General features: G+C 37.0%; 20 protein-coding genes. 11 read left to right on the top strand and 9 right to left on the bottom strand.

Annotated elements, in window-relative coordinates:
* Positions 1-51: 51 nt before the first annotated feature.
* A complete protein-coding gene (locus IPI65_12350; protein ID MBK7442305.1) occupies positions 52-2,496 on the top strand; it encodes a T9SS type A sorting domain-containing protein in 2,445 nt (814 codons plus the stop codon).
* A 143-nt stretch (positions 2,497-2,639) separates the two neighbouring features.
* Here the strand turns inward: IPI65_12350 and IPI65_12345 are convergent, their stop codons facing one another.
* Complete coding sequence (locus tag IPI65_12345) at positions 2,640-3,233, bottom strand: hypothetical protein (protein ID MBK7442304.1); 594 nt, start codon at positions 3,231-3,233, stop codon at positions 2,640-2,642.
* A gap of 90 nt (positions 3,234-3,323) precedes the next feature.
* On the opposite strand from IPI65_12345, the gene pdxA reads away from it, so the two are divergent.
* The 7 genes from pdxA to accC all read left to right on the top strand — a co-directional run bounded on the left by pdxA (position 3,324) and on the right by accC (position 8,861).
* The gene (gene pdxA / locus IPI65_12340) at positions 3,324-4,388 is read left to right on the top strand and encodes a 4-hydroxythreonine-4-phosphate dehydrogenase PdxA (protein MBK7442303.1); all 1,065 of its coding nucleotides are present in this window, start codon (positions 3,324-3,326) and stop codon (positions 4,386-4,388) included.
* A 162-nt stretch (positions 4,389-4,550) separates the two neighbouring features.
* Positions 4,551-5,051 (top strand): DUF177 domain-containing protein, encoded by a 501-nt coding sequence (locus IPI65_12335; protein ID MBK7442302.1) that lies wholly within the window; start codon positions 4,551-4,553, stop codon positions 5,049-5,051.
* A gap of 12 nt (positions 5,052-5,063) precedes the next feature.
* Positions 5,064-5,243: a 50S ribosomal protein L32 gene (gene rpmF / locus IPI65_12330; GenBank protein ID MBK7442301.1), complete on the top strand. Its 180-nt coding sequence runs from the start codon at positions 5,064-5,066 to the stop codon at positions 5,241-5,243.
* 38 nt (positions 5,244-5,281) lie between these two features.
* Complete coding sequence (locus IPI65_12325) at positions 5,282-6,271, top strand: ketoacyl-ACP synthase III (GenBank protein MBK7442300.1); 990 nt, start codon at positions 5,282-5,284, stop codon at positions 6,269-6,271.
* 97 nt (positions 6,272-6,368) lie between these two features.
* Positions 6,369-6,932 carry an elongation factor P gene (gene efp, locus IPI65_12320; protein ID MBK7442299.1) on the top strand — a complete coding sequence of 188 codons (564 nt, stop codon included), beginning with the start codon at positions 6,369-6,371 and terminating at the stop codon, positions 6,930-6,932.
* 7 nt (positions 6,933-6,939) lie between these two features.
* Complete coding sequence (gene accB / locus IPI65_12315; protein ID MBK7442298.1) at positions 6,940-7,440, top strand: acetyl-CoA carboxylase biotin carboxyl carrier protein; 501 nt, start codon at positions 6,940-6,942, stop codon at positions 7,438-7,440.
* A gap of 71 nt (positions 7,441-7,511) precedes the next feature.
* Entirely contained in the window at positions 7,512-8,861 is a 1,350-nt protein-coding gene (gene accC / locus IPI65_12310) for an acetyl-CoA carboxylase biotin carboxylase subunit (GenBank protein MBK7442297.1), read from the top strand.
* A gap of 75 nt (positions 8,862-8,936) precedes the next feature.
* Here the strand turns inward: accC and purT are convergent, their stop codons facing one another.
* From purT to IPI65_12280, 6 genes are read right to left on the bottom strand one after another with little or no spacing between them, the layout of a single operon-like run.
* The gene (purT, locus tag IPI65_12305; GenBank protein ID MBK7442296.1) at positions 8,937-10,094 is read right to left on the bottom strand and encodes a formate-dependent phosphoribosylglycinamide formyltransferase; all 1,158 of its coding nucleotides are present in this window, start codon (positions 10,092-10,094) and stop codon (positions 8,937-8,939) included.
* Between the two features lie 36 nt (positions 10,095-10,130).
* Positions 10,131-12,071 carry a T9SS type A sorting domain-containing protein gene (locus IPI65_12300; protein MBK7442295.1) on the bottom strand — a complete coding sequence of 647 codons (1,941 nt, stop codon included), beginning with the start codon at positions 12,069-12,071 and terminating at the stop codon, positions 10,131-10,133.
* The gene (locus IPI65_12295) at positions 12,071-12,478 is read right to left on the bottom strand and encodes a hypothetical protein (GenBank protein MBK7442294.1); all 408 of its coding nucleotides are present in this window, start codon (positions 12,476-12,478) and stop codon (positions 12,071-12,073) included. The genes IPI65_12300 and IPI65_12295 overlap by 1 nt, the downstream gene beginning before the upstream one ends.
* Positions 12,479-12,504: 26 nt before the next feature.
* On the bottom strand, positions 12,505-12,687 hold the full coding sequence (locus IPI65_12290) for an AtpZ/AtpI family protein (protein ID MBK7442293.1): 183 nt from the start codon (positions 12,685-12,687) through the stop codon (positions 12,505-12,507).
* A 22-nt stretch (positions 12,688-12,709) separates the two neighbouring features.
* A complete protein-coding gene (locus IPI65_12285; GenBank protein ID MBK7442292.1) occupies positions 12,710-13,120 on the bottom strand; it encodes a polymer-forming cytoskeletal protein in 411 nt (136 codons plus the stop codon).
* A 13-nt stretch (positions 13,121-13,133) separates the two neighbouring features.
* Entirely contained in the window at positions 13,134-14,015 is an 882-nt protein-coding gene (locus IPI65_12280; protein MBK7442291.1) for a M23 family metallopeptidase, read from the bottom strand.
* Between the two features lie 85 nt (positions 14,016-14,100).
* On the opposite strand from IPI65_12280, the gene IPI65_12275 reads away from it, so the two are divergent.
* The 3 genes from IPI65_12275 to IPI65_12265 all read left to right on the top strand — a co-directional run bounded on the left by IPI65_12275 (position 14,101) and on the right by IPI65_12265 (position 20,935).
* The gene (locus IPI65_12275) at positions 14,101-16,707 is read left to right on the top strand and encodes a tetratricopeptide repeat protein (GenBank protein ID MBK7442290.1); all 2,607 of its coding nucleotides are present in this window, start codon (positions 14,101-14,103) and stop codon (positions 16,705-16,707) included.
* 10 nt (positions 16,708-16,717) lie between these two features.
* Positions 16,718-19,006: a transglycosylase domain-containing protein gene (locus tag IPI65_12270; GenBank protein MBK7442289.1), complete on the top strand. Its 2,289-nt coding sequence runs from the start codon at positions 16,718-16,720 to the stop codon at positions 19,004-19,006.
* A gap of 81 nt (positions 19,007-19,087) precedes the next feature.
* On the top strand, positions 19,088-20,935 hold the full coding sequence (locus tag IPI65_12265) for an excinuclease ABC subunit C (protein ID MBK7442288.1): 1,848 nt from the start codon (positions 19,088-19,090) through the stop codon (positions 20,933-20,935).
* 83 nt (positions 20,936-21,018) lie between these two features.
* Here the strand turns inward: IPI65_12265 and gldN are convergent, their stop codons facing one another.
* Both gldN and gldM read right to left on the bottom strand, forming a co-directional pair.
* Entirely contained in the window at positions 21,019-21,855 is an 837-nt protein-coding gene (gldN, locus tag IPI65_12260) for a gliding motility protein GldN (GenBank protein ID MBK7442287.1), read from the bottom strand.
* Positions 21,856-21,872: 17 nt separating this feature from the next.
* A complete protein-coding gene (gldM, locus tag IPI65_12255) occupies positions 21,873-23,480 on the bottom strand; it encodes a gliding motility protein GldM (protein ID MBK7442286.1) in 1,608 nt (535 codons plus the stop codon).
* Positions 23,481-23,502 lie beyond the last annotated feature (22 nt).

The raw sequence follows: 23,502 nt of genomic DNA, 5'->3' as shown, positions 1-23,502 counted from the left end.
CAACAAAACGGGCAGGGCGATATTTTTTATATTTGCAAAAAAAATGTTACCATGTTAAAGTTTTACTCCTGCTTATTAGTTGTTTTATTTTCCTTGCGTATTGTTTCAGGGCAAACAACAACGTTTACTGCTTTCAGTCCGTTGGCAACAGAGGTGTTGCAACTGGAAAAGGTAAACACTGCCCCGGCGAATTTTGCACCATTTAGCATTTCCACATTCATGAGTAGTGCGCATGATAATATTATTGATGAACGCACATATTTAAATGTTGATGTGGAACAATTACATCAAATTATTTCAAACCAATTTGGATTTTTAGAAATGGATGTACCATTTGAAGGCGCAATAATAACTGTTCAATTATTTCCTTCAAATTTATTTACTGCTGATTTTCAGGTGGTAACCTCTTCAGGTGAACAGATTGATTATTCAGCAGGCGCACAATATCGTGGAATTATTAAAGGTGATTATTCTTCACTTGTTGCATTTAGTTTTTTTGATAATCATATCAGTGGAATTATTTCAACAAAAACAGCGGGTAATATTGTTCTTTCAAACTTAAAAAATTCTTCAACACATGTAATTTATCGCGATAAAAATTTAAAAATTGCAAATCCGTTAAATTGCGCAACGCCTGATGCAGATGCACCTATTAGTATGCCGGAAGGCCCTGCTGCAGCGGCTGCTATCGATCCTTGTGTTCGTGTTTATATTGAAGCGGATTTTGAAATGTATGAAGATGAAGGTGGTGCAGTGCAAGCTGCAGATCAGATTGTTGGATTTTTTAATGTTTCCTCAACCATTTATTTTAATGAAGGCATAACAGATATTATTTCGGAAATATATGTATGGACAAGTGCTGATCCATATCCAACAACTTCATCAGGAGATGCACTGGAATATTTTAAAGATTATCGTGTACTATTTAATGGCGATTTAGCACATTTGGTAACTTACGATGATGAAAATTTAGGTGGTGTTGCATATGTTCCGGCTTTGTGTTCAGATTATACTTACGCTTACAGTAATATTTATAATTTTTATTCAGATTTTCCAACTTACTCATGGACCGTTGATGTATTTACACATGAAATGGGACATAATTTAGGTTCACCGCATACACATAGTTGTTCGTGGCCGGGTGGTGCTATTGATAATTGTTACACACCGGAAGGTGGTTGTGATCCGGGTCCTGAACCAACTGATGGCGGAACAATAATGAGTTATTGTCATTTAACCGGTTACGGTAAAAATTTTGCATTAGGTTTTGGACCTTTGCCGGGTGCTTTAATATTTGATGAAGTAAATGATGCAGGTTGTTTAGGCGCGTGCGATTTACCTCCTGTAAACGACTGGCCATGTGCCGCTACAACTTTACCGGTAAATGAAGATTGTATTTTTATTACAGGAACAAATGTTGGTGCTATTAATTCAGTAATTGCACCTGTTGGATGCGATGGACCAAGTGAAGGTGATATTTGGTTTAGTGTGACAATTCCTGCGGAAGGATATGTTATTATTGATACTGATAATGGACCTGTTGTAAATAATATGGGTATGAAAGTTTATTCAGGTATTTGCACTGCATTGGGTGGTTATCCTGATGGTTGTGTAAGTGATGGAAGTACTTATGCGCCTTTGATGCCAGGAATTACAATTACAGGTACTCCAGGCACAACTTATTTATTACGTTTATGGGAAGTGGGTAATGATGATTTTGGTTCATTTTCAATTTGTGCTTATACCGATTGCGCTGCTTCTTCTGCTGCAGATGCAATTATTGCAACTGATGATTTAATTTGTGCAGGTGAATCAACAACATTAAGTGTGAGTGGTGGAGCCTTAGGAACAGGTGGTGTTTGGAATTGGTATAGTGGAAGTTGTGGTGGAACTTTAGTTGGAACAGGTGAATCAATTACGGTTAATCCTGCTGCGACAACAACCTATTATTTAAATGCTGTTGGCGAATGTAATACCACAACTTGTGTTTCCAAAACAATTGGTATTAGTCCTGCTCCTGCAGTGCCTGTTATAACAAATTCGAATTGTAATTTAAGTGTATCATTTATAGCCGGTGCAACTTATACCTGGTTTCTGGATGGTGTTGAAATTGCAGGCGTAAGTGATAATACCATTTCAGTTACCGAAGATGGAAATTATTCGGTAACTATTGAAACAGCGGAAGGCTGCACAGCAACTTCAGCAAGCACTTCGGTAGATTGTCAGGACATCGCCATTCAAAATATTAATACACCGGAAATATTCATTTATCCTAATCCGGGAAATGGCAATTTCACCATTCAGTTAGATGGAATAAGTGGAGAAATTAATGTTGTAATTACTGATATTACCGGACAATTAATAGCCACACAAACTAAAAAACTTTCTGCTGCAAATAATACCATTGCAGTTGAACTTAATGTTGCTGCCGGAATTTATTTTGTAAAAGCAGGCAAACCGGGTGCCTTTGCAACGGAGGTTTTAATAATTGAATAAACTATTTTTAGATTTAAGAAAAAGCACCTGTTTTAGAATAGGTGCTTTTTGTTTTTAGGTAAGTTAATGCATTTTATCAGTTATAACTTTGCAAGCATAAATGCTTAGTTTATTATTTAAAACAAAGTTGCATTCGCAGGATTTTATTTTTTTTCTTTAATAATAATATCAAGTTCATGTGCATTGCCAAAATATGTTATTCCTGCTTCAACAAAAAAACTTTCCAATAAATCATATTTACCGCTGCAAAACTGTTCCAACCAATCCGCTTCAAAGTTGCTTTCAAAATCTCCACAACTAAAACACAATTCAAGATAAGCAATTAAATCGTTGTGTTTATTATAAAATAAAATTGCATGACGGGGATCATAACAGGATTCTGATATAACGGAAATTGTATTTGTTTTCGGGTAATTATAATTTAAAAGAATATTCGTTAAAGAATCGTTTTGTGCATTATTTAAAATAATATACTCTGATATTTTACCGGTATCAATTATGTTGTTTACAACGGGAAGCTTTCCCAAATGCACATCAAATGAAACAATTACAATTTTTTCGGATTTATTAAATGGGAAAATACGGGAGCGTTGTTTGCTATTCAGATTGCCATTGAATGAACAGTTTGGATCGTAATCGAAGTTTCTATCCAATGGTGGTGGCGGAGGTGTTTTATAAACATTGCAAGCTAAGCACAAGACCACAAGACACATAAATAATTTAAACAGATGTTTCATGTGCCTTAAATTTACTGTACAGGTTTAATTTCGGGTAAAACATGTTCAAATCAATTGTTTAACTTCGCACTTACAAATTAACTCGGGTTGATGGATAATAAATTGAAAATTGGGTTTACGATGGGTGATGTAAATGGCATCGGGCCTGAGGTATTGATAAAAGCTTTGGAAGATAAACGTATGCTGGGCATTTGCACGCCGGTGATTTATGGTTCCAATCGCATCATTTCTTTTTACAAAAAAATGATGAATCTGGAAGCTTTTAGCTATACAACCTGTAATACCCCGGAACAGGCAAACTCAAAGGCTGTAAACATCATAAATTGTATTACCGAAGAAATCATTTTAACGCCCGGCCAGGAAACTGAAGTGGGTGCTAAAGCGGCCTTAACCAGTCTGGTAGCAGCTTCTGATGACTTGATAAACGGTAAAATTGATGCTTTAGTAACTGCACCGATTAATAAAAATAATTTGCATACGGTTGGTTTTCAATATCCCGGACATACAGAATATTTTAATGCAAGAGCCAATAATAAAGAAAGTGTGATGATGCTCATGAATGAAAACCTGCGCGTTGGTTTAGTTACTAATCATCTCCCCCTAAAAGACGTTGCCGGTGCAATAACCAAGGAACTTATATTGCAGAAAATTCAGATTATATATCAAACCCTAAAACAGGATTTTGCCATTTTTAACCCGACAATTGCGGTTTTAGGGCTAAATCCGCATTCCGGTGATAACGGATTATTAGGGTCAGAAGAAAAAAATATTATTATCCCTGCTATTAAAGAAGCACAGGATAAAAAGATACTTGCAGTAGGGCCATTTAGTGCCGACGGTTTTTTTGGCAGCGGCAATTATCAGCAATTTGATGCCATTTTGGCGATGTATCACGATCAGGGATTGGTTGGATTTAAAAGCCTGAGTTTTGGCAGCGGAATCAATTTTACGGCCGGGTTGCCATTTGTCCGCACTTCACCCGACCATGGCACGGCATATGATTTGGCCGGAAAAAATACGGCTTCATCGGATAGTATGCTGCATGCTATTTACGCTGCAATCGACATCTGCAATAACCGAAAAGCTTACCTTGAAAGCACTAAAAATCCGTTAAAACGCACTTATGTTGAAGCCGAACGTGGCAAAGTGATGTAACAAATATTGGAATTAACAGAAAAACTGCCCTAAAAAGCCGTTTTTGCTATCTATTCTTACTGTACACTACCATAATTAGTTATCATTCCTTACCTTTGTCAGCCTTTTTAAAAAACACTTGCTGTGAATGAGTTGAGGGAATATCAAATCCCCTTTGTGGGCATGAAGCTGGGATTGCACCACTTCAACTTCGAACTGGAGGAGCAATTTTTCAGCCATTTTGAAGGCAGCGAAGTAAGCAAGGGCAAGGTTTTCATCGACCTTGAGTTTGATAAAAAGGAGCGTTTATTTGTTCTTAAGTTTGATGTTTCAGGAACAATTTCCACCGATTGCGACCGCTGTGGTCAGCCGTTTGATATGCCGATACATGGTAATCATATACTGTATGTTAAACTGGGTGACAAACGGGAAGAGGATGTAGACAATGAGGAGGTAATCTGGATACCCGAAAGTGAGTCGGTGCTTGACTTAGCAGAAATCATTTATGAATTTGTGCATTTGAGTCTGCCGATAAAACGCCTTCACCCTGATTTACGCAATGGTGAACCCGGCTGTGATCCTGAAATATTGAAATTGTTGGGTTCTATGCCTGATGAAACAGATAACAACAATGAGAATAATGACCCACGCTGGGATATTTTAAATAATTTGAATACAAATTAAAAACTAAATAAAATGCCAAATCCAAAACGACGCCATTCGAAACAAAGAACTTTGACGCGCCGCAACCATCACGGAGCAGATATGCCAAACGTTTCTAATTGTCCAAACTGTGGCGCACCGGTGTTACGTCATCGTGTTTGCTCTGATTGTGGAAACTACAGAGGAAAAATTGCTATCGAGAAAAAAGCTTAATCCGCTAAACGGACTTTCAGTTAATTAATACCCAAAGTATGAATAAACCGCTCGCAGCAATTACCGGTGTTTACGGTTATGTTCCCGAATATAGGCTCACCAACGCCGAACTCGAGAAAATGGTAGACACCTCCGACGAGTGGATTATGACACGAACCGGCATTAAAGAACGCCGGATACTTAAGGGTGAAGGTTTAGCCACTTCCGATATGGTTGTGGAAGCAGTTAAAGGTTTGCTCGAAAAAACCGGCAATAAGGCTACCGACATTGATATGTTACTGGTAGCTACTACTACGCCTGACATGCCATTTCCGGCAACAGCTAATATCGCTTGCGATAAATTAGGTTGTAATCATATTTTAAGTTTCGATATCAGCGCTGCATGTAGCGGCTTTTTGTATGCCCTTACTACAGGTGCCAAGTTTATTGAAACCGGTACTTATAAAAAAGTAGTAATTGTTGGGGCAGATAAAATGTCGTCTATCATCAACTATACCGATCGCACAACCTGTGTGATTTTTGGTGATGGTGCCGGAGCTGTATTACTGGAACCAAGTACTGATGGAAACGGCATTGTTGATTCTGTATTAAAAACAGATGGCTCAGGTCGTCATTTTTTACATCAAAAAGCAGGCGGGTCATTAAAACCAGCCTCTCGCGATACAGTAGATGCTAACGAACATACCGTTTACCAGGAAGGTAAAACTGTATTCAAATTTGCAGTTAAAAACATGGCTGATGTTGCTGAAGATATCATGAAACGCAATAACTTGAAAAGTGAGGACATTGCCTGGCTTGTTCCGCATCAGGCGAATTTGCGTATTATTGATGCAACCGCAGAAAGAATGGGATTGCCAAAAGAAAAAGTGATGATTAACATCGAAAAATTTGGCAATACTACCGCAGGTACCCTTCCTTTATGCTTATGGGAATGGGAACCACTACTCAAAAAAGGCGATAACGTTGTTTTGGCCGCTTTTGGGGGAGGATTTACCTGGGGTTCAACATTGATAAAATGGGCCTATTAAGGCTGATTATATAAGGATTAGCAAGAAATACACCGTTTGCTAAATTGTCGGACCGACTCCATAGGTGATTTTCGCTAAATATTGCATTCAACAAATTATGTCTACTACAGCAGATATCAGAAAAGGCCTTTGTATCGATTTAAATAACGATGTATGGCAAATTATGGATTTCCAGCACGTTAAACCGGGCAAGGGAAATGCCTTTGTAAGAACTAAAATTAAAAGCCTTACTACCGGCAGAACACTTGAAAATACCTTCCCTTCAGGTGCAAATCTTAATATAGTACGTGTAGAACGCCGTACATTTCAATATCTTTACAACGATGAAACCGGTTATACCTTCATGAATAATGAAACGTTTGACCAGGTTACATTAGATGCTGAAATGGTGGAAGGTAAAGAGTTTTATAAAGAAGGTCAGGAAATAGATATTCTGTTTCATGCCGACACTGAAAAACCGTTGTTTTGTGAATTACCGGCACATATTATTTTGCAGGTAACTTATGCAGAACCCGGTGTAAAAGGAAATACTGCTACCAATGCATATAAAAATGCAACAGTAGAAACAGGTGCAAATATTCAAGTACCTTTGTTTGTTGAAGAAGGGGATGTTATTAAAATTGACACCCGCTCATTCGAATATGTTGAACGTGTAAAATAACCTTACTATGGACTTTAAAGAAATTCAGGAGTTAATCAGGATGGTGAACAAAAACAACATCGCTGAACTCACTATTGAAAATCAGGATTTTCGTATAAAAATCAAAACGGCTTTGGCTGCTACTTACAGCAATCAGGTTCCGGTTATGATGCAACCGATGCAACAGCAACAACAAGTTGCTATGCCTCAAATTCAGCAGGCGTCGAATACGGAAAAATCACAATCCGGTGCAGAAACTACTAAATCAGAAGAAGCTGCAGCAGGAAATACCATTACGATTAAATCACCTATTGTTGGAACATTTTACCGCTCTCCCGGACCGGATAAAGATGTATTCGTAAAAGTAGGCGACGAAATAAGTGTTGGTTCCAAATTATGTATCATCGAAGCAATGAAATTATTCAACGAAATAGAAAGTGAACACTCAGGACGCATCGTTAAAATTTTAGTTGATGATGCAAGTCCGGTTGAATATGATCAGCCATTGTTTCTTATTGAGCCTAAATAATTAGCAATTAGCTCCCCATCTGTTCGGGAGCTATTTATTTTCAGCTATTTAGTTAATTCATAAAACGACAAATGTTTAAAAAGATACTCATAGCCAACCGTGGTGAGATTGCCCTGCGGATTATTCGTACTGCAAAAGAAATGGGTATAAAAACCGTTGCAGTTTATTCTACAGCAGATAAAGATAGTTTACCTGTTCGATTCGCAGATGAGGCGGTATGTATCGGTCCACCTTCTTCAAAAGAATCTTATTTAAGTATTCCAAGAATTATGGCCGCAGCAGAAATTACCAATGCCGATGCCATACATCCGGGATATGGATTTTTAAGTGAGAACGATATGTTCTCTGAAATTTGTGCAAAATACGGCATCAAATTTATCGGACCAACGCCGGATCAAATCCGTAAAATGGGCGATAAAATAACTGCAAAAGAAACCATGAAAAAAGCCGGTGTTCCTGTAATTCCGGGTAGTGAAGGTTTGCTTAAAGATGTTGCAGATGCGAAAAAACAAGCTAAAAAAATTGGCTTCCCTGTAATTGTCAAAGCTACCGCCGGTGGTGGTGGAAAAGGAATGCGTATAGTGTGGAATGAATCAGAAATGGAAAGCGCATTTTCAACTGCAAGTATGGAAGCCAAAGCATCATTTAATAATGATGGCTTGTACATGGAAAAATATATTGAAGAACCACGCCATATTGAAATTCAGGTTGCAGGCGACCGTTATGGAAAAGCTTGTCACTTAAGTGAACGCGATTGCTCAATTCAACGACGTCACCAAAAATTAGTGGAAGAAAGTCCTTCTCCTTTTTTAGATGAAAAACTGCGAAAAAAAATGGGTGATGCTGCCGTAAAAGCTGCTGAATCTATTGCGTATGAAGGTGTAGGAACAATAGAATTTTTAACAGATAAAAACCGCAACTTTTATTTCATGGAAATGAATACCCGTATTCAGGTTGAACATCCTGTTACGGAAGAAGTTGTAGATTTTGATTTGATAAAAGAACAAATTAAAATAGCAATGGGCGAAAAAATTTCAGGAAAAAATTATTTCCCGGAATTACACGCAATGGAATGTCGTATTAATGCCGAGGATCCAAAACGTAATTTCGCACCTAGTCCGGGAAAAATTACCAGCTTCCATTCACCAAAAGGTCATGGCGTGCGCGTAGATACTGCTGTTTATGCCGGTTATACTATTCCGCAATATTACGATAGTATGATTGCGAAATTAATTTGCAAAGCAAGAACACGCGAAGAAGTTATTTTAAAAATGCAACGCGCTTTAGATGAATTTATTGTTGAAGGAATTAAAACAACAATTCCTTTTCATAAAAAATTAATGAAAGACGAACGTTTCAGAGCCGGTGTATTTGATACATCATTTATGAATACTTTCGATTTAAGCGATTTAGGCGATTAATACAATCATAAAACCAAAATAAAAGGCAAGTTCAAAAGACTTGCCTTTTTTATTAAATGTAATTATTTGAAGTAATTATTTTTTTGCTACTACACGCACCTTTGCTGCATTATCCATCGCTTTTTGTTTTACAAGATTTACATCTGCATCCAGATTATCATATGCTAAAGTAACACCCATGCGACGGTATTTTCTTGTAGTTGGTTTACCAAATATTTTAATATCTGTTTTAGTGTCTTTTATTGCAGATTCAATACCCGAAAAAATAAAGTTATTACTTTCTTCTTCAGCTAAAATAACTGCACTTGCTCCACATTTTAATAATTCAATTTCCGGAATTGGTAAACCCAGCACTGCACGCGCATGTAATTCAAACTCATTGAGATTTTGTGTTCCCGCTAATGTTACCATTCCGGTGTCGTGTGGTCGGGGACTTAATTCTGAAAAATATACACCTTCAGGTGCAAGAAAAAATTCTACACCCCAAATTCCGGCACCGGTTAACGCTGCTGTAACTTTATCGGCAATATTTTGTGCTTCTGCTAAATGTTCCGGTTTAATGTAAGCAGGTTGCCAGCTTTCCTGGTAATCGCCACGCTCTTGCCGGTGACCAATTGGCGGACAAAATAACGTTGGTCCGTTTTGTTGTGTTACCGTTAATAAAGTTATTTCTGAATCAAAACGAACAAATGCTTCAACAATTACTTCTGCAATATCTCCACGTTTTCCGCTTTGTGCATATTCCCATGATTTAATAATATCAGATTCCGTTTTAATTACTGATTGACCCTTACCACTTGAACTCATTAATGGTTTCACAACACATGGCAACCCAATCGATTTAACGGCCTCAACTAATTCTTCAAAACTATTGGCGTAAGCATAATTTGCAGTCCGCAAGCCTAGTTCTTTTGCAGCAAGATCACGAATGGCTTTTCTATTCATGGTAAAGTTTGCGGCCCTTGCACTCGGCACAACTTGTATGCCCCATTTTTCATAATCGTAAAATCGTTCTGTTCTTATTGCTTCAATTTCCGGAACAATTATATCTGGCTGATGTTTTTTAACAATTAAATCAAGCGCATCTCCGTCTAACATCGAAATTACTTCACGCTCATCGGCAACTTGTTGTGCCGGTGCGTCATTATAACTATCCACTGCAATTACATATTGACCTAATCGTTTACACGCAATTACAAATTCTTTTCCTAATTCACCACTGCCAAGCAGCATAATCTTTTTCATAAACTACAATTCGGAGTTAAACTATTAATTAACAATTATTTTTTGAACGATGTCTGTTGTACTATTTGTAACAACAATAACATATAAACCGGAAGGCCATGTTTTTACATCTATTGTAAATTGGGCCTGATTTGCATCACCTGAAATATTAGTTATTAATACACTTTCAGCAGCATTATTATAAACAGTAACCGTATAATTATCTGCTTGCATTGAAAACAACTGTATTGTTAAAATATCTGAAACCGGTGAAGGGTATATAACGAGTTGCACGGGTGCATTTGATAAATCCGTTTGTGCCACTAAATCGTTGGCATGCAATAATTGAATATTAGGATCTAATATAATTTCATCAACAGTAAATCCAACAGGAACAGAAAATAACTGTCCGTTTTTTTCATGTTTCAATTTAACATCAATTGAATCCGTTGCACTTTTTAAACGAATTGGCACATCCATTTCAAAAAAATCAACTTTATTGCTCGATGTTTTCTGGTCCAAGGCAATTGTTACAAATCCATTTTCATCTTGGTCCCACAAAATATGATATGTTGGAAATCCTTCACCATAAAACCAATCAGAAAAAAATTCAGCGAGTGATGTATCTGCAGCGGCTTCGAGATGTGAGATTAAATCGGTTGTTGTCACAAAGCCATAAATTAAATCCGGGTCTGTAATATAATTTTTTATACCGGCAAAAAAATCCTCATCACCAAGCTGACTGCGCAACATGTGCAATAACCAGCCGCCTTTATAATATGTTAATCGTCCGTCGAAAATACGGCTGACTAATGTAGTATCTGCAATCCATACAGAACCATCAGGTTTAGAAACAATTGTATTTCTTGTTCCACTTAACCAAGCTTCAAAATAATGATTCGGGTCCTCAGAAAAATCATAACTCAGCCAGGTGCTATAAGTTGCAAATCCTTCATTCAACCAGATATCGCTCCAGCTTGCGCAGGTAATTTTATCGCCAAACCATTGATGTGCCATTTCATGCACTAATAAGTCGTATCCAAAATGTGTAACAGAACTCATCGTTTGATGTTCCATTCCCCCACCCCATCCAAATTGCATATGCCCGTATTTTTCTTCTGCAAAAGGATAATCACCATATATATCGGAAAATAATTCAAATGAAGGAATAATGGCATTCACACCAAAAATTGCATCGGCTAAACTTTCGGGATAAACCATATTATAAAATAAAACGGAATCTTCGTGATGTGGTGCATACACTTGAAATGTTTCAAATGTACTTACCGCAATTCCAATTAAATAAGTAACTACCGGATATGTACTTTTCCAATGCCATATCTTACCTGAATCATTCGGAATGCTATCTATCAATAAACCCGGACCTGCAGCTTTAAAGGGCGTAGGTGCATTAACAAAAATATCTACAGAATCAATTTTATCGTTTAACGTTTGTTTGCATGGCCACCAATCGCTTGCGCCATAAGGTTCGGATAATGTCCAGATAATATTACCACCGGAATTTACGCCTTTAACAAACGAGCCAAAACCTGATGAAGCTGGATTTCCGTGATAATAAACGCGGGTGCTCAACATACTGCCACTTACCAGGGTAGAACCAAAATTTATTTTTACAGCGTTAGAATCACGAACAAATGTAGCGGGTAACTCATTTACCAAAACAGAATCAATTATTAAATTAAATCCGGCATCAAAATAAATACCATCTGTATTTTCTGTTAATTCAAATGCTGTAAATACATTACCACTTATCATTAATGTATCCGGATTAATATTCCAGAAACAACTATGATATTTTATATCATAATTTTGAGTTGGTGCAGCATCAAATACAGTTGTTTTTAGCGCAATGTTTTTAGCCTCAAATTTAATTACATCATTGTTAAAACTTTCTAAATTAATTTGCTGCGCAGATGTAAATCCGATTAAACAAATACAAAGTATCAACAATAATACATTTTTCATTACTTAGCCGGTTCGTTTTTAGGAGGGTTGTTATTACCGATTTTACGGCTGAGTTTAACCAGTTCGAGTGTTTCGAAAAACAAGAATGAAAAATAAATTATGGCAAATGGAATAATAAAATTAACGTCGGTTGTATCATGATCTGATTTATATACCATAACAACAATTGCCGATAAAATTAATTTTGCGAATATACTTACAAAAAATACACCCATAAAATTGCTGAATTTTTGGGCCATGGTTTTAGCGGAAAAATAAAAGGTAACTATTGCCAAAACAAAAAATAATCCAAAACAAATCCATGCAAAAGGCATCACTTCTTCAAATCCGTTAACAAAACTCAATAAATACAAAACCAAGGCAATGATAAATGCAAAGGGTATAAATTTTTTTAAAAATCCTAACATGTTGTTTAATTACAAATGATAAAAAATTACGGTTTGGGTTTATTTTTTTTCCCCGGCCGAATAAAATCTTTAAGCACGGCATACATACCGGCAGTAATTCCAAATAAAGACAAAATTACGGTAAACCATGGTTTCGTGCCAAGCCAGGCATCCATGCGCATTCCACCCCAAACACCTAAAAAAATACCGGCAAACAACTGAAATGCCATTCCGGTATATTTGAAATAACTGTCAAACTGTGGCTTCTTCGTATTGCGCTGAGGCATTGGTTAGTTTTCTTTCTTTGGTGCCCATGTTGCAAATACCATCAAAATGCGCTCCGTTTTCTATAACAATTTTTGCAGTATAAATGTTTCCTTCAACAATTGCGGTCGACTTAAGGGTTAAAACTTCACTAACTTCTAAATCCCCCACAATTCTCCCTTCAATGTCCGCACTTTTGCAATGAACATCTCCTTCAATTAGTCCGGTTGGGCCAATCGCAACTTTTGCCTTGGTATGAATGGTTCCTCGTATAATACCTTCAATACGCAAATCTCCATCGCTCATAATACTGCCTTCGAACGTTGTTCCGTGATTTATCCTGTTGGAAATGAAGGAATTAGGTGCTGACTGGGGGCTTGATTGTTTATTGCCGAACATGTTTTATCAAATTTTAGTTGAAGTTAATGAAATCTTTTGGATTGAGTGGCGTTTTGTCGTGCCAAAGCTCAAAATGGAGATGTGGACCGGTGCTCATTTCACCCGTGTTTCCAATAATGGCAATTACGTCACCGGCTCTGATGCTGCTACCCGGCCTTTTTAATAACTGACTATTATGCTTATAGAGGCTTATTAAACCATGGTCATGCCTAATGATGATAACGTTACCACTTTCAAGATTCCAATAAGAATCGATAACCACACCATCTAGGCAGGCTTTAATTGGCGTATTTTCAGGAGCAACGATGTCGATACCATAGTGCCCTTCACGCGGTTGAAACCCTGATGTAACGGTGCCTTTGAGCGGAGGAAAAAAGTGCAGCGACTCCAGATTCTGTTCACCGGTTGCTTCCCGTGGATCAGCATCCGTCAGGTTAAACAGGTCTTCACGGGCAATTTGCTCGCGCATGGCTTTATCCACTTCTGAAGCTTCCCCTACCTTAATCTGGCTGTAATCAATTTTACTTAGGCTGTCGATTGGCGGAAGGGTGTCAATCTCGCCATTGAGGCGCTTTTGCAGGTTATTGAAATAAATATCATAACTCCGCAGGGCAGTGAGCATGCTGTCGGTTATTTTGTTGTTTTCAGCTATCTGGCGGGTGGTAGTAACCTCACTGAATCCCACAACCAGGTTTTTTAGCGGCGTAAACACAATGATGAGGTATACCAGAAAGCCAATCACAACGAACAAAGTGCTCGATAAAATGATCACATTCAACGGACTCAGGCGCAATGAGGCCTGAACCTCAAAAGTTTTATCGTGCATCAACACCAGCTTGTATTTGGTGCGCAACCTTTCGAGCCATTTTCTTGTTTTTTTGTTACCTTTCGCCATTACTGCTTAAATCACTAAATTTTTTGCTTTATTTAAAATATTTTTGCTGAAAAGCTGTTATATATCCGGCATAAAACTAACTACCTTGAAACGAAATTCTGTCATATTTATACTTACAATTTTAGTTCTTTTTTTTGGTTTAGCGATATTCCCTGTCAAAACCAATGCTCAAAACATCATTACACGCAGTGTAGATGACCTGATAGCGCGTGATAACGGGTATTTCAACGCCCGGCTCATCATGCAGGAAACTGAAGCCAGCCTCTGGACCGATCAGACGGAAAATTTTGATGAACTGCTACCGGTTTTCAAATATGGCACCCAGGAACAAGCAACCGGTGTTCAACCTGCTATGGATGAAGTAATCAAAAAAACCTCTTTTGTGATTCAAATGCACAAAAAAAGTAAGTGGGTAGATGATTCCTATTTCCTTATCGGCAAATCGCAGTTTTACAAACGCAATTATGATGAAGCATTAACCTCTTTCCAATATATTATTTCCGAATACTCCAACCTCATAGAAAAGCAATCGAAAACAAAACGGATTACTGAAGATGAAGATGGCGAATTAACATTTTTTGAAAAATTGAAACACCAACCCGTTTCTTCTGAAGCAGGTATATGGGTTGCAAGGACTTTAGTTGAAAAAAAACAATTTAGTGATGCGCATACTGTAATCAGCGTATTAAAAAGCCGTGAAAATTTTCCGAAATGGTTAATTGGCGAATTGTACGCGGTTGAAGCAGATTGTTACATTAAAGAAGGCCAAGCGGCAAATGCTGTAGAACCATTAATGAACGCACTTAAAAACACAGAAGATAAAAAGCTGATTGCACGTTATAATTTTATTCTTGCCCAATTATATGCAAACGAAAAAAATATTGATAAAGCTTTAGAAACTTATAAAATTGTGTTAGATAGTAAACCCGATTACGATATGGAGTTTTACGCGCAATTAAATATCGCAAAATTAAGTCTGGCAAATTTTGGTATCACCGGTGGCGAATCGAAGGATGAATTAATGTCGTTGCTGAAAGATGAAAAGTACAAAGATTTTTACGGTTTGATTTATTACACATTAGCTGATATTGCTTTAGCTAATAAAGATGAAAATACCGGTATCGATTATTTAAATAAATCGTTGAGAAATACCGTTGACAGCAAACAAAAAGGTTTGAGTTATTTGCGTTTAGCCGATTTATATTATGAAGATGTAGATTACAAAATGGCTTATGCGTATTACGACAGTACCATCAACCAACTCGAACGCCAGCACGAAAGATATAATGAAGTAAAAAGTTTACGAGATAATCTCAAACTGTTAGTAGATGAATTAACCATTATTGAAACAGAAAAAAAATTACAATACTGGGCCGGATTATCCGATAAAGATTTAGAAAAAGAATTAGCTAAACTAATTCCGGAAAAAGAGGAAGTAGATTCTGCTACTGCAGATATTACAAATCCAACCAACGTAAATACATTAGCTGCTAATCCTGCCGAAGGTAATTTTTATTTTTACAATACTAATTTGCGCAGTCGCGGTTTTTCTGAATTTAAAAAAACCTGGGGCACCCGAAAACTAGAGGACAACTGGAGAAGAAGTGAAAAAGGTTCTTTTGGTGATGATGGCAATGCAGACGTTGCAGTTACAGAAGAAAAAACCATTGACCTCAATGCCAAAAATGTAACCACAGAAAAAATTATTCAAAGTCTACCAAAATCACCGGAACAATTGGCAGCATCCAATGCGAAAATTGCCGGAGCTTTATATAAAGCAGGTATTATTTATAAAGAAAATTTTAAAATTAAACCGAAAGCAATCGAAATGTTTGAGGATAATGTAAATAATTATCCCGCAAACGCATTTGAAGTGCAATCGCTTTATCAATTATACAGGCTTACTGCCAATCCGCAGCAGGATAAATATAAAAATTTGTTATTATCAAAATATCCTGAAACAGATTATGCCAAAATAATTAGCGACCCTGATTATTTTAAACGAGAGGAAGAGAAAAAACATGCATTGGAAATATATTATGCCGCAACGTATGATGCGCTGCAGTTAAAAGATTACCCGACAGTTAAATCGCGTGTTGTTGCAGCTGATACATTATTTAAAATAAATCCGCTTAAACCAAAATTTGAGATGCTGGATGCGTTGGCTGATGCCGATAGTGTAGAAGTGTTTAAAAACAGCTTACAAAAAGTTGCGTTAAAATATCCTGAACATGAAGTTGGGATTCGGGCTCAGGAAATGCTGGATTATATGCGCCGTGGCAGTGTAATGGAAGACGCAGGTAAGGTAGCACCTGTAGCAAATTATACGCTGAACCCTGCTGAGGAACAGTATTTTATGTTTGTGATGAATTCAACAGGCAAAAATGCGACTACCATGAAAAATAATATTGCCACATTTAACGGCAGTAATTTCAGCACCGATAATTTAAAAATCAGCTCATTACTATTAGGTAAAGACAATAGCATAATCTTAGTAAAATCGTTTCCTACAATTGAAAAAGCAATGATTTATTATAACGCAATAAAAGATAATACCGCAGTTTATAATGAATTAACACAGGAAGCATTTACGCCAATGCTGATTTCAAAATCGAATTACGTTCAATTCTTCAAAGTGAAAGATGTTGAGGGATACCTAGTTTATTTTCAAGATAATTACTTAAAGGAATAAATACAATACCATGTCGATTAAAGAGCAATTTTCTGTTTATAAAAAACAGATAAAATGGTTTTGGCGAATATTTTTTATCGGTGCCGGTATGGTTACCCTTTTTATTATATTATTGTCGGTAGGTGTTTTTGGTTCTCTGCCTTCTTTTGAAGAATTAGAAAATCCGCAAAGCAGTTTATCTACACAAATTATTTCTTCTGATGGTGAATTGTTAGGTCGTTTTTATAGGGAAAACAGAACAAATGCAACTTTTCAGGAAATACCTCCGCATTTAATTGATGCTTTAGTATCAACTGAAGATCGCCGATATTATGATCATAGTGGTATCGATGCAAAGGGTGTAATGCGTGTAATATTTAAAACGCTGATATTACAACAATCTGAATCCGGTGGTGGAAGTACCATTACACAACAGTTAGCAAAAAATTTATATGGTCGCCCAACTGTAAGCAGTAAATTCGAACTGGCAATAACCAAATTAAAAGAATGGGTGACAGCTGCAAAACTAGAACGCAGGTATACCAAAGAAGAAATTATTGTAATGTATTTAAATACCATTCCGTACATATACGATGCAAGTGGTATTAAAACGGCTTCAAAAACTTTTTTTAACAAAGCTGTTTCAGATTTAACGGTTGAAGAATCAGCAGTATTGGTTGGCATGGTGCAAAATCCTGCTTATTATAATCCTGTTCGCTTTCCTGAACGTACATTAACACGTCGCAATATTGTATTGCATGAAATGAATGAAGCGGGAAAATTAAGTGATGAAGATTATACCAAAACAAAAGAAAAACCAATTGTATTAGATTTTAAACGTCAGGATCATAAATCCGGAAACGGAACTTATTTCAGAGAATATTTAAGACAATGGTTGGCTGAATGGGTTAAAGAAAATGAAAAACCTGACGGCACGAAATGGGATATTTATAAAGATGGTTTAAAAGTTTACACCACCATCGACAGCCGCATGCAAACTTATGCTGAAGCGGCAACTGCACAATGGTTAACTAAGTTGCAAAAACAATTCGACGATCACTGGAAAGGCAATAAATATGAACCATGGGCTTATCCTTACAGCGGCAGAACAAATCCGGAATTAATTGATAAGTCAATAAAACAAACCGAACGTTATCGCAAAATGAAAAAAGCGGGTGCCAGTGAAGCTGAAATTGATAAAGCTTTTCATACGGCTGATTCGATGACGGTTTTTTCATGGTATAAAAAAGGATATGATTTAGATACCTTAATGACGCCTTACGATAGCATTAAATATGTGAAAAAGACCTTGAATCCCGGGTTTATGGCAATGGATCCGCATACCGGTGAAATAAAAGCATGGGTTGGTGGCGTAGATATGCGTTACTTCCAGTTAGATCACGTTAAACCGGCTCAGGGTCGACAGGTAGGTTCTACATTTAAACCATTCGTATATACGGCTGCAATTGCAGATAAGGGCTTTTCTCCCTGTTATCAGATCCCTAATTTGCCAGTAACTTTCGAAAAAGGTAAAAAATGGAGTTTGAACAGCGATTGGACACCAAAAAACTCTGATGGCTCCTACGGCGGTATGTTAACCTTATCGCAAGGTTTGGGGAAATCTGTAAATACTGTTACCGCATATTTACTGCGGGAAGTTGGTATTCAACCGGTAATAGATTTAGCGCATAATATGGGAGTAGAATCAGAAATCCCGTTTCAACCATCCATTTGTTTAGGCACACCTGAAGTGACTGTTTTTGAGATGACCGCGGCTTATTCAGCATTTGCAAATAAAGGCATTGCCGTTCGTCCGGTGTTTGTTACCAGAATAGAAGATAAAAATGGAAATATCATCGCAGAATTTCCGGCTAAACGTGTTGAAGTGATGCGTGAAGAAATTTCTGCTGTGATGGTGGACATGATGCAATATGTAATGGATTATGGAACCGGTCAACGTTTGCGTCGCCCTGAATATGGAGGAATTACCAGTCAGGTTGCAGGTAAAACCGGAACTACTCAGGAAAACACCGATGGCTGGTTTATGGGTATGGTGCCTCAATTAGTTTGTGGTGTGTGGGTTGGTGCTGATGACCCTGTTATCCATTTCCGTTCTACCGCTCTTGGTCAAGGTGCAAATATGGCATTACCAATTTATGGTTTCTTCATGAAACGCGTGTATGCCGATAAAACACTTGGTATTGATCCGGCAGCAAAATTCCCCGATTTTGAAGGAACACCAACAATTGAACTGGATTGCGGAAAATACATTGAAATGCAAAACAACGATTATCAGGATTTGATGGAAGGTTATAATTGATCGTTAATTAAACATATTGATAAAGGGCAGACGAAATATTTCATCTGCCCTTTTTTAATACCAGAGTTTTAAATTTGTACCATGGATGCGGAGGCATTTAAAAATATAGAAATTACTTTACCGAACAAACCGGGTGTTTATCGTTATTTCGATAAGGATAAAACTATCTTATATGTAGGCAAAGCCAAAAATTTAAAAAAAAGAGTAGCATCCTATTTCCAGAAAACTGACCATAGTGCACGCATTAAACTCATGGTTAAAAAAATAGATGCCATTGAGTTTACCATCGTAAATTCAGAATCAGATGCGTTTTTACTGGAAAATACACTTATAAAAAAATTCCAACCCAGGTATAACGTAAATTTAAAGGATGGTAAAACCTATCCATATATTGTAGTAAAAAATGAACGTTTTCCAAGAATATTTTTTACGCGAAAAAAAATAAATGATGGGTCACAATATTTAGGTCCATTTACATCTGTAGGAAAAGTTAAATCCATTTTCGATTTTATTAAATCTGTTTTCCCAATCAGAACCTGTAATTATTTATTGTCTGAAAATAATATCACTAATCAGAAATTTAAAATTTGCCTTGAATATCATCTGGGCAATTGTAAAGGACCATGTGAGGGATTAATGACTGAGGCTGAATACATGGAAAATGTTCAGAACATCGTTTACATTTTAAAAGGGAATTTAAGTTTTGTGAAAAATGCTTTCAAACAAAAAATTCAGGAATACGCAGAACAGTTGAAATTTGAGGAGGCGGAAGCCATGCGTATTAAGTTAGAAAACATAGAAAGTTACCAGGGTCGCAGCACCGTAGTGAATACGAATATTGATAATGTAGATGTTTTTGCCTTTACCGATGCCGAAGGATTTTGTGTTATTGGTTATTTAAAAATAATGCAGGGCATGATAACGCAAGCCACCACTTTAGTGCTTACCAAAAAACTAGATGAATCGCCCGAAGAATTATTACAGATTGCCATCACCGAACTTAGATTACAATTTGATACCGACGCAAGGGAAGTTATTTTACCTTTTAAAGTTGAGTTGAGTGATGATACTTTAACACAAACAGTTCCTTTAGCAGGTGAAAAGAAAAAGATTCTAGAGTTAGCTTATAAAAATGCATTATATGTTCGTGAAGAAAAAACTGCAGGCAAAGAAAAACGTGATGCACGAAATAATAATACCAGAATACTGGAAACAATAAAATCGGATTTTAAATTACAAACACTGCCTTATCACATTGAATGTTTTGATAACTCGAACATACAGGGAACAAATCCGGTTGCGAGTATGGTATGTTTTAAAAATGCGAAACCGAGTAAAAAAGATTATCGGCATTTTAATATTAAAACTGTTGTAGGCCCTGATGATTTTGCGAGTATGCACGAAATTGTTTATCGCCGTTATAAACGTTTACTGGAAGAAGCTGAGGAGTTGCCGCAATTAATAGTAATCGACGGTGGCAAGGGTCAGCTTGGTGCAGCAGTTGAAGCATTAAAAGAATTAGATTTATATGGCAAAATTGCCATTTGTTCCATTGCAAAAAAATTGGAAGAAATTTATTTTCCGGAAGACCCATTTCCTTTATACATCAACAAAAAGAGTGAAAGTCTGAAAGTAATACAACAGTTGCGGGATGAAGCGCATCGTTTTGCAATTACCTTTCATCGTTTAAAGCGCAGCAAAGGTGCATTAGGTTCAGAATTACATAAGATAAAAGGAATAGGTGACAATACAGTAAAGGAGCTGATGAAAGCTTTTAAATCGGTAAAAAATGTAAAAGCTGCTACTGCTGAAGATTTAGAAAAAGTAATTGGTGTTGCTAAAACAAAAATAGTTACCGATTATTTTTTAAATAACACCAACGAAAAAGAAGCAATTGATACTACTGCTTCGGATATAATTGCGGATTAAATTAATTCAGGACTTTCCATAAAAGTGAAGACCGGCAAAAAATGCCGGCCTTCGGTTCAAGTATGAATAGAAAAGAAAGATAATTAAAACTCCCAGAGATTGTGTTCGAAATCAAATATTTGTTGTTTGATACGTTCACTTTCCAGCACCTGATCAATACCGGATGAATAGTTTTCGATGAAGCGGTCATACACGTTATCTTCTTTTACGATATAACTGCTGAATAAACGCATTTCGAAAATATCTTCAAACGTTAAATAGCGAGCGCTGTTTTTCTCATTGAATATTTCGTGACGAATAATAATACTTCTTAAATCGGGATAATAAATCCAAAACATTGGTTCAGAACCTAAAGTTTCACCCGTTGTAGGGTCGATACGATCGCGAATCATTGTCAGCCCTATGATACGAACAACCATAGTAGAAGTTTCTTCGTCGAACACCCAGTCTTCTTTAATTTGAATTTTTTGTACCGTTTGGTAGTCGAATTCAGTTTTAATGATAACCGGTTTTTCTTCGTAGGTTTCTTCGTCAAGAATCCATGTAGTATCGGTACGATTAAATTTGATTATAATTTGTTCGAGCGGAAGTTCTGTTCCTTCGCTGAAATCATCATAAAGGGGGCTATAAGCCTTTAATTCACCGGAAATAACGGCATCGTATACAATTTGAACGAAAGGGTCAACCGGCCAGGTAAATGGCAAATTGATTTTTTCCCTGAAGTCGATATTGCGCCATACGCGTTTTTCCCAATAGATATCCGCTTCACGAATATCATCGTAAGGAATTATTTCCCTTGTTCCGAGTAATGTTCTTTTATAGATACCATCCTGCCTTGCAGCACTTGGCGTTGTAGGTTGAGCAAACATTGCTGTTGCAACCGAGAACATAACAAATAATAAAACAAATAATCTTTTCATACTACTTGAATTTATAATTAACCACCGATTAATTTAAATGATGTATTTACCGGTACGCTTCTGCCGTCAGGCATTTTAACTGTAACGTTTTGTAATACGATAGTATCACCAGGTTTAGCTTTTTTCTGAATATCTTTCATGATACTGGAAAATTTGCTGCTGTTTGACACGTCGGAAACAACGTTACCTACTTTAGGTGCATAAATCATCTCAAAACTTGTTACTGTATAAGGAATCTGGAATACGAAATCCGGATTTTTAACAATAAGACCTTCAGCGGCTTTAAATTCACCTATTTTAAGTGGACCACCTTTAGTGTTTAAGATATATGCGTATGGATCCGGGATACGACGCACACGGAACTTTTCAGCGGATGTTTCGCTACCTTTTGCTGTTTTCACAGTTACGGTAATGTCAGCTTCACCTGCTGTAGTTGGTTTTGCATTGTATTCTTCACCTTTAACTTTAACGATACCACAACCTGAAGCGCTTACTTTATCAGAAGCATAACCCGGAACAGAAATTTTGATTGGGTTATCAACGCCGATATATAATACGTTCATTGCTGTAGGAGAAACCACGGCTTTACCCACTTCGAAAGTTTCGTAACCGAATTCGAAAGGATAAAAACGGAACATACCTTCCTTACTTGGAGAAGGAATTTGGATTACACCCTGGAACTTACGTTCACCGGATGCAGTTTCTTTAATTTTACCCATACCACCTGCAACTTCGATTTCACGAGCGCCGCTTAATGGCATAGTTTCACTTTCTACCATTTCAAAAGCTTTACCATTTGGATCGCTAGCGTCTTTTTTAACAGCGCCGGTAAATGATCCGATAAACACTTTAGGTTTGATAGCTTCTGAAGTTGCACCGATAAAAATGTCAGCTGTGTATTCAGCACCTTTACGCACATAAGCGGAAGGAGCTACAACCTGAGCTGCCATTTTATCAACCTGAATATCTTCAGCATTGATTTTTCTTCTTAAGAAATCGAGGATTGTACTTTCAGAGCTTTTAGCATCCTGTTGGAATTTTGTCAAAATTGTCATAACAGCAACAGCCGGTACGCGGTCAAAATTGTAAGTTTCCCAACTGGTAGCGTGTTTTTCACCTTTAGGCACTTCAGTAATTTTGATTGGAATATCAATTCCTGAATCTTTACCTAAAATATTAACAAACTTTGCTCTTGTTTCTTCAATTTTATTATGCAGTTCCTTACCTTTTCCTTTATTTAAAAACAGGTTACTGGTTTTTTCCATTTCACCTTCAGTTTTTAATTTTTCAGGATTTTCAGGATTTGGACCGCCTGCAGCAGCTTTCACTTCTTCCTTCAACGCTTCAACGTAGGCAACAAAATCGTTGCTCAGTTTTGTTGCTTCTTCAGCTTGCTTTAAGATTGCCTGAGTTTCAGCACGGCCGTCTTTAGAAGCAGCTTTAGTAATCATGCCCATCATCAGTTGGTTTTTGCTATCAAGCAAACCGTTACTGTCGCTAATACCCTTGTTAACGGTATTAAAGGCATTCAAAATTTCCGCAGATACGTTCAATGCCAGAAGGGCTGTAAGCACCAGGTACATGAGGTTAATCATGAGCTGGCGTGGTTCCTTAGGTATTGACATTAGTTTTTAAATTTTATTAGTT

The organism is Bacteroidota bacterium (assembly GCA_016706255.1).
Taxonomy (GTDB): Bacteria; Bacteroidota; Bacteroidia; order Chitinophagales; family BACL12; genus UBA7236.
This window is presented reverse-complemented; position numbering and strand designations above follow the sequence as displayed.

Bases quoted from the DNA above. Each gene is read 5' to 3' on its own strand.
- IPI65_12350 (MBK7442305.1), top strand. From the start codon at position 52: ATGTTAAAGTTTTACTCCTGCTTATTAGTTGTTTTATTTTCCTTGCGT.
- IPI65_12345 (MBK7442304.1), bottom strand. From the start codon at position 3,233: ATGAAACATCTGTTTAAATTATTTATGTGTCTTGTGGTCTTGTGCTTA.
- pdxA (MBK7442303.1), top strand. From the start codon at position 3,324: ATGGATAATAAATTGAAAATTGGGTTTACGATGGGTGATGTAAATGGC.
- IPI65_12335 (MBK7442302.1), top strand. From the start codon at position 4,551: ATGAAGCTGGGATTGCACCACTTCAACTTCGAACTGGAGGAGCAATTT.
- rpmF (MBK7442301.1), top strand. From the start codon at position 5,064: ATGCCAAATCCAAAACGACGCCATTCGAAACAAAGAACTTTGACGCGC.
- IPI65_12325 (MBK7442300.1), top strand. From the start codon at position 5,282: ATGAATAAACCGCTCGCAGCAATTACCGGTGTTTACGGTTATGTTCCC.
- efp (MBK7442299.1), top strand. From the start codon at position 6,369: ATGTCTACTACAGCAGATATCAGAAAAGGCCTTTGTATCGATTTAAAT.
- accB (MBK7442298.1), top strand. From the start codon at position 6,940: ATGGACTTTAAAGAAATTCAGGAGTTAATCAGGATGGTGAACAAAAAC.
- accC (MBK7442297.1), top strand. From the start codon at position 7,512: ATGTTTAAAAAGATACTCATAGCCAACCGTGGTGAGATTGCCCTGCGG.
- purT (MBK7442296.1), bottom strand. From the start codon at position 10,094: ATGCTGCTTGGCAGTGGTGAATTAGGAAAAGAATTTGTAATTGCGTGT.
- IPI65_12300 (MBK7442295.1), bottom strand. From the start codon at position 12,071: ATGAAAAATGTATTATTGTTGATACTTTGTATTTGTTTAATCGGATTT.
- IPI65_12295 (MBK7442294.1), bottom strand. From the start codon at position 12,478: ATGTTAGGATTTTTAAAAAAATTTATACCCTTTGCATTTATCATTGCC.
- IPI65_12290 (MBK7442293.1), bottom strand. From the start codon at position 12,687: ATGGCATTTCAGTTGTTTGCCGGTATTTTTTTAGGTGTTTGGGGTGGA.
- IPI65_12285 (MBK7442292.1), bottom strand. From the start codon at position 13,120: ATGTTCGGCAATAAACAATCAAGCCCCCAGTCAGCACCTAATTCCTTC.
- IPI65_12280 (MBK7442291.1), bottom strand. From the start codon at position 14,015: ATGGCGAAAGGTAACAAAAAAACAAGAAAATGGCTCGAAAGGTTGCGC.
- IPI65_12270 (MBK7442289.1), top strand. From the start codon at position 16,718: ATGTCGATTAAAGAGCAATTTTCTGTTTATAAAAAACAGATAAAATGG.
- IPI65_12265 (MBK7442288.1), top strand. From the start codon at position 19,088: ATGGATGCGGAGGCATTTAAAAATATAGAAATTACTTTACCGAACAAA.
- gldN (MBK7442287.1), bottom strand. From the start codon at position 21,855: ATGAAAAGATTATTTGTTTTATTATTTGTTATGTTCTCGGTTGCAACA.
- gldM (MBK7442286.1), bottom strand. From the start codon at position 23,480: ATGTCAATACCTAAGGAACCACGCCAGCTCATGATTAACCTCATGTAC.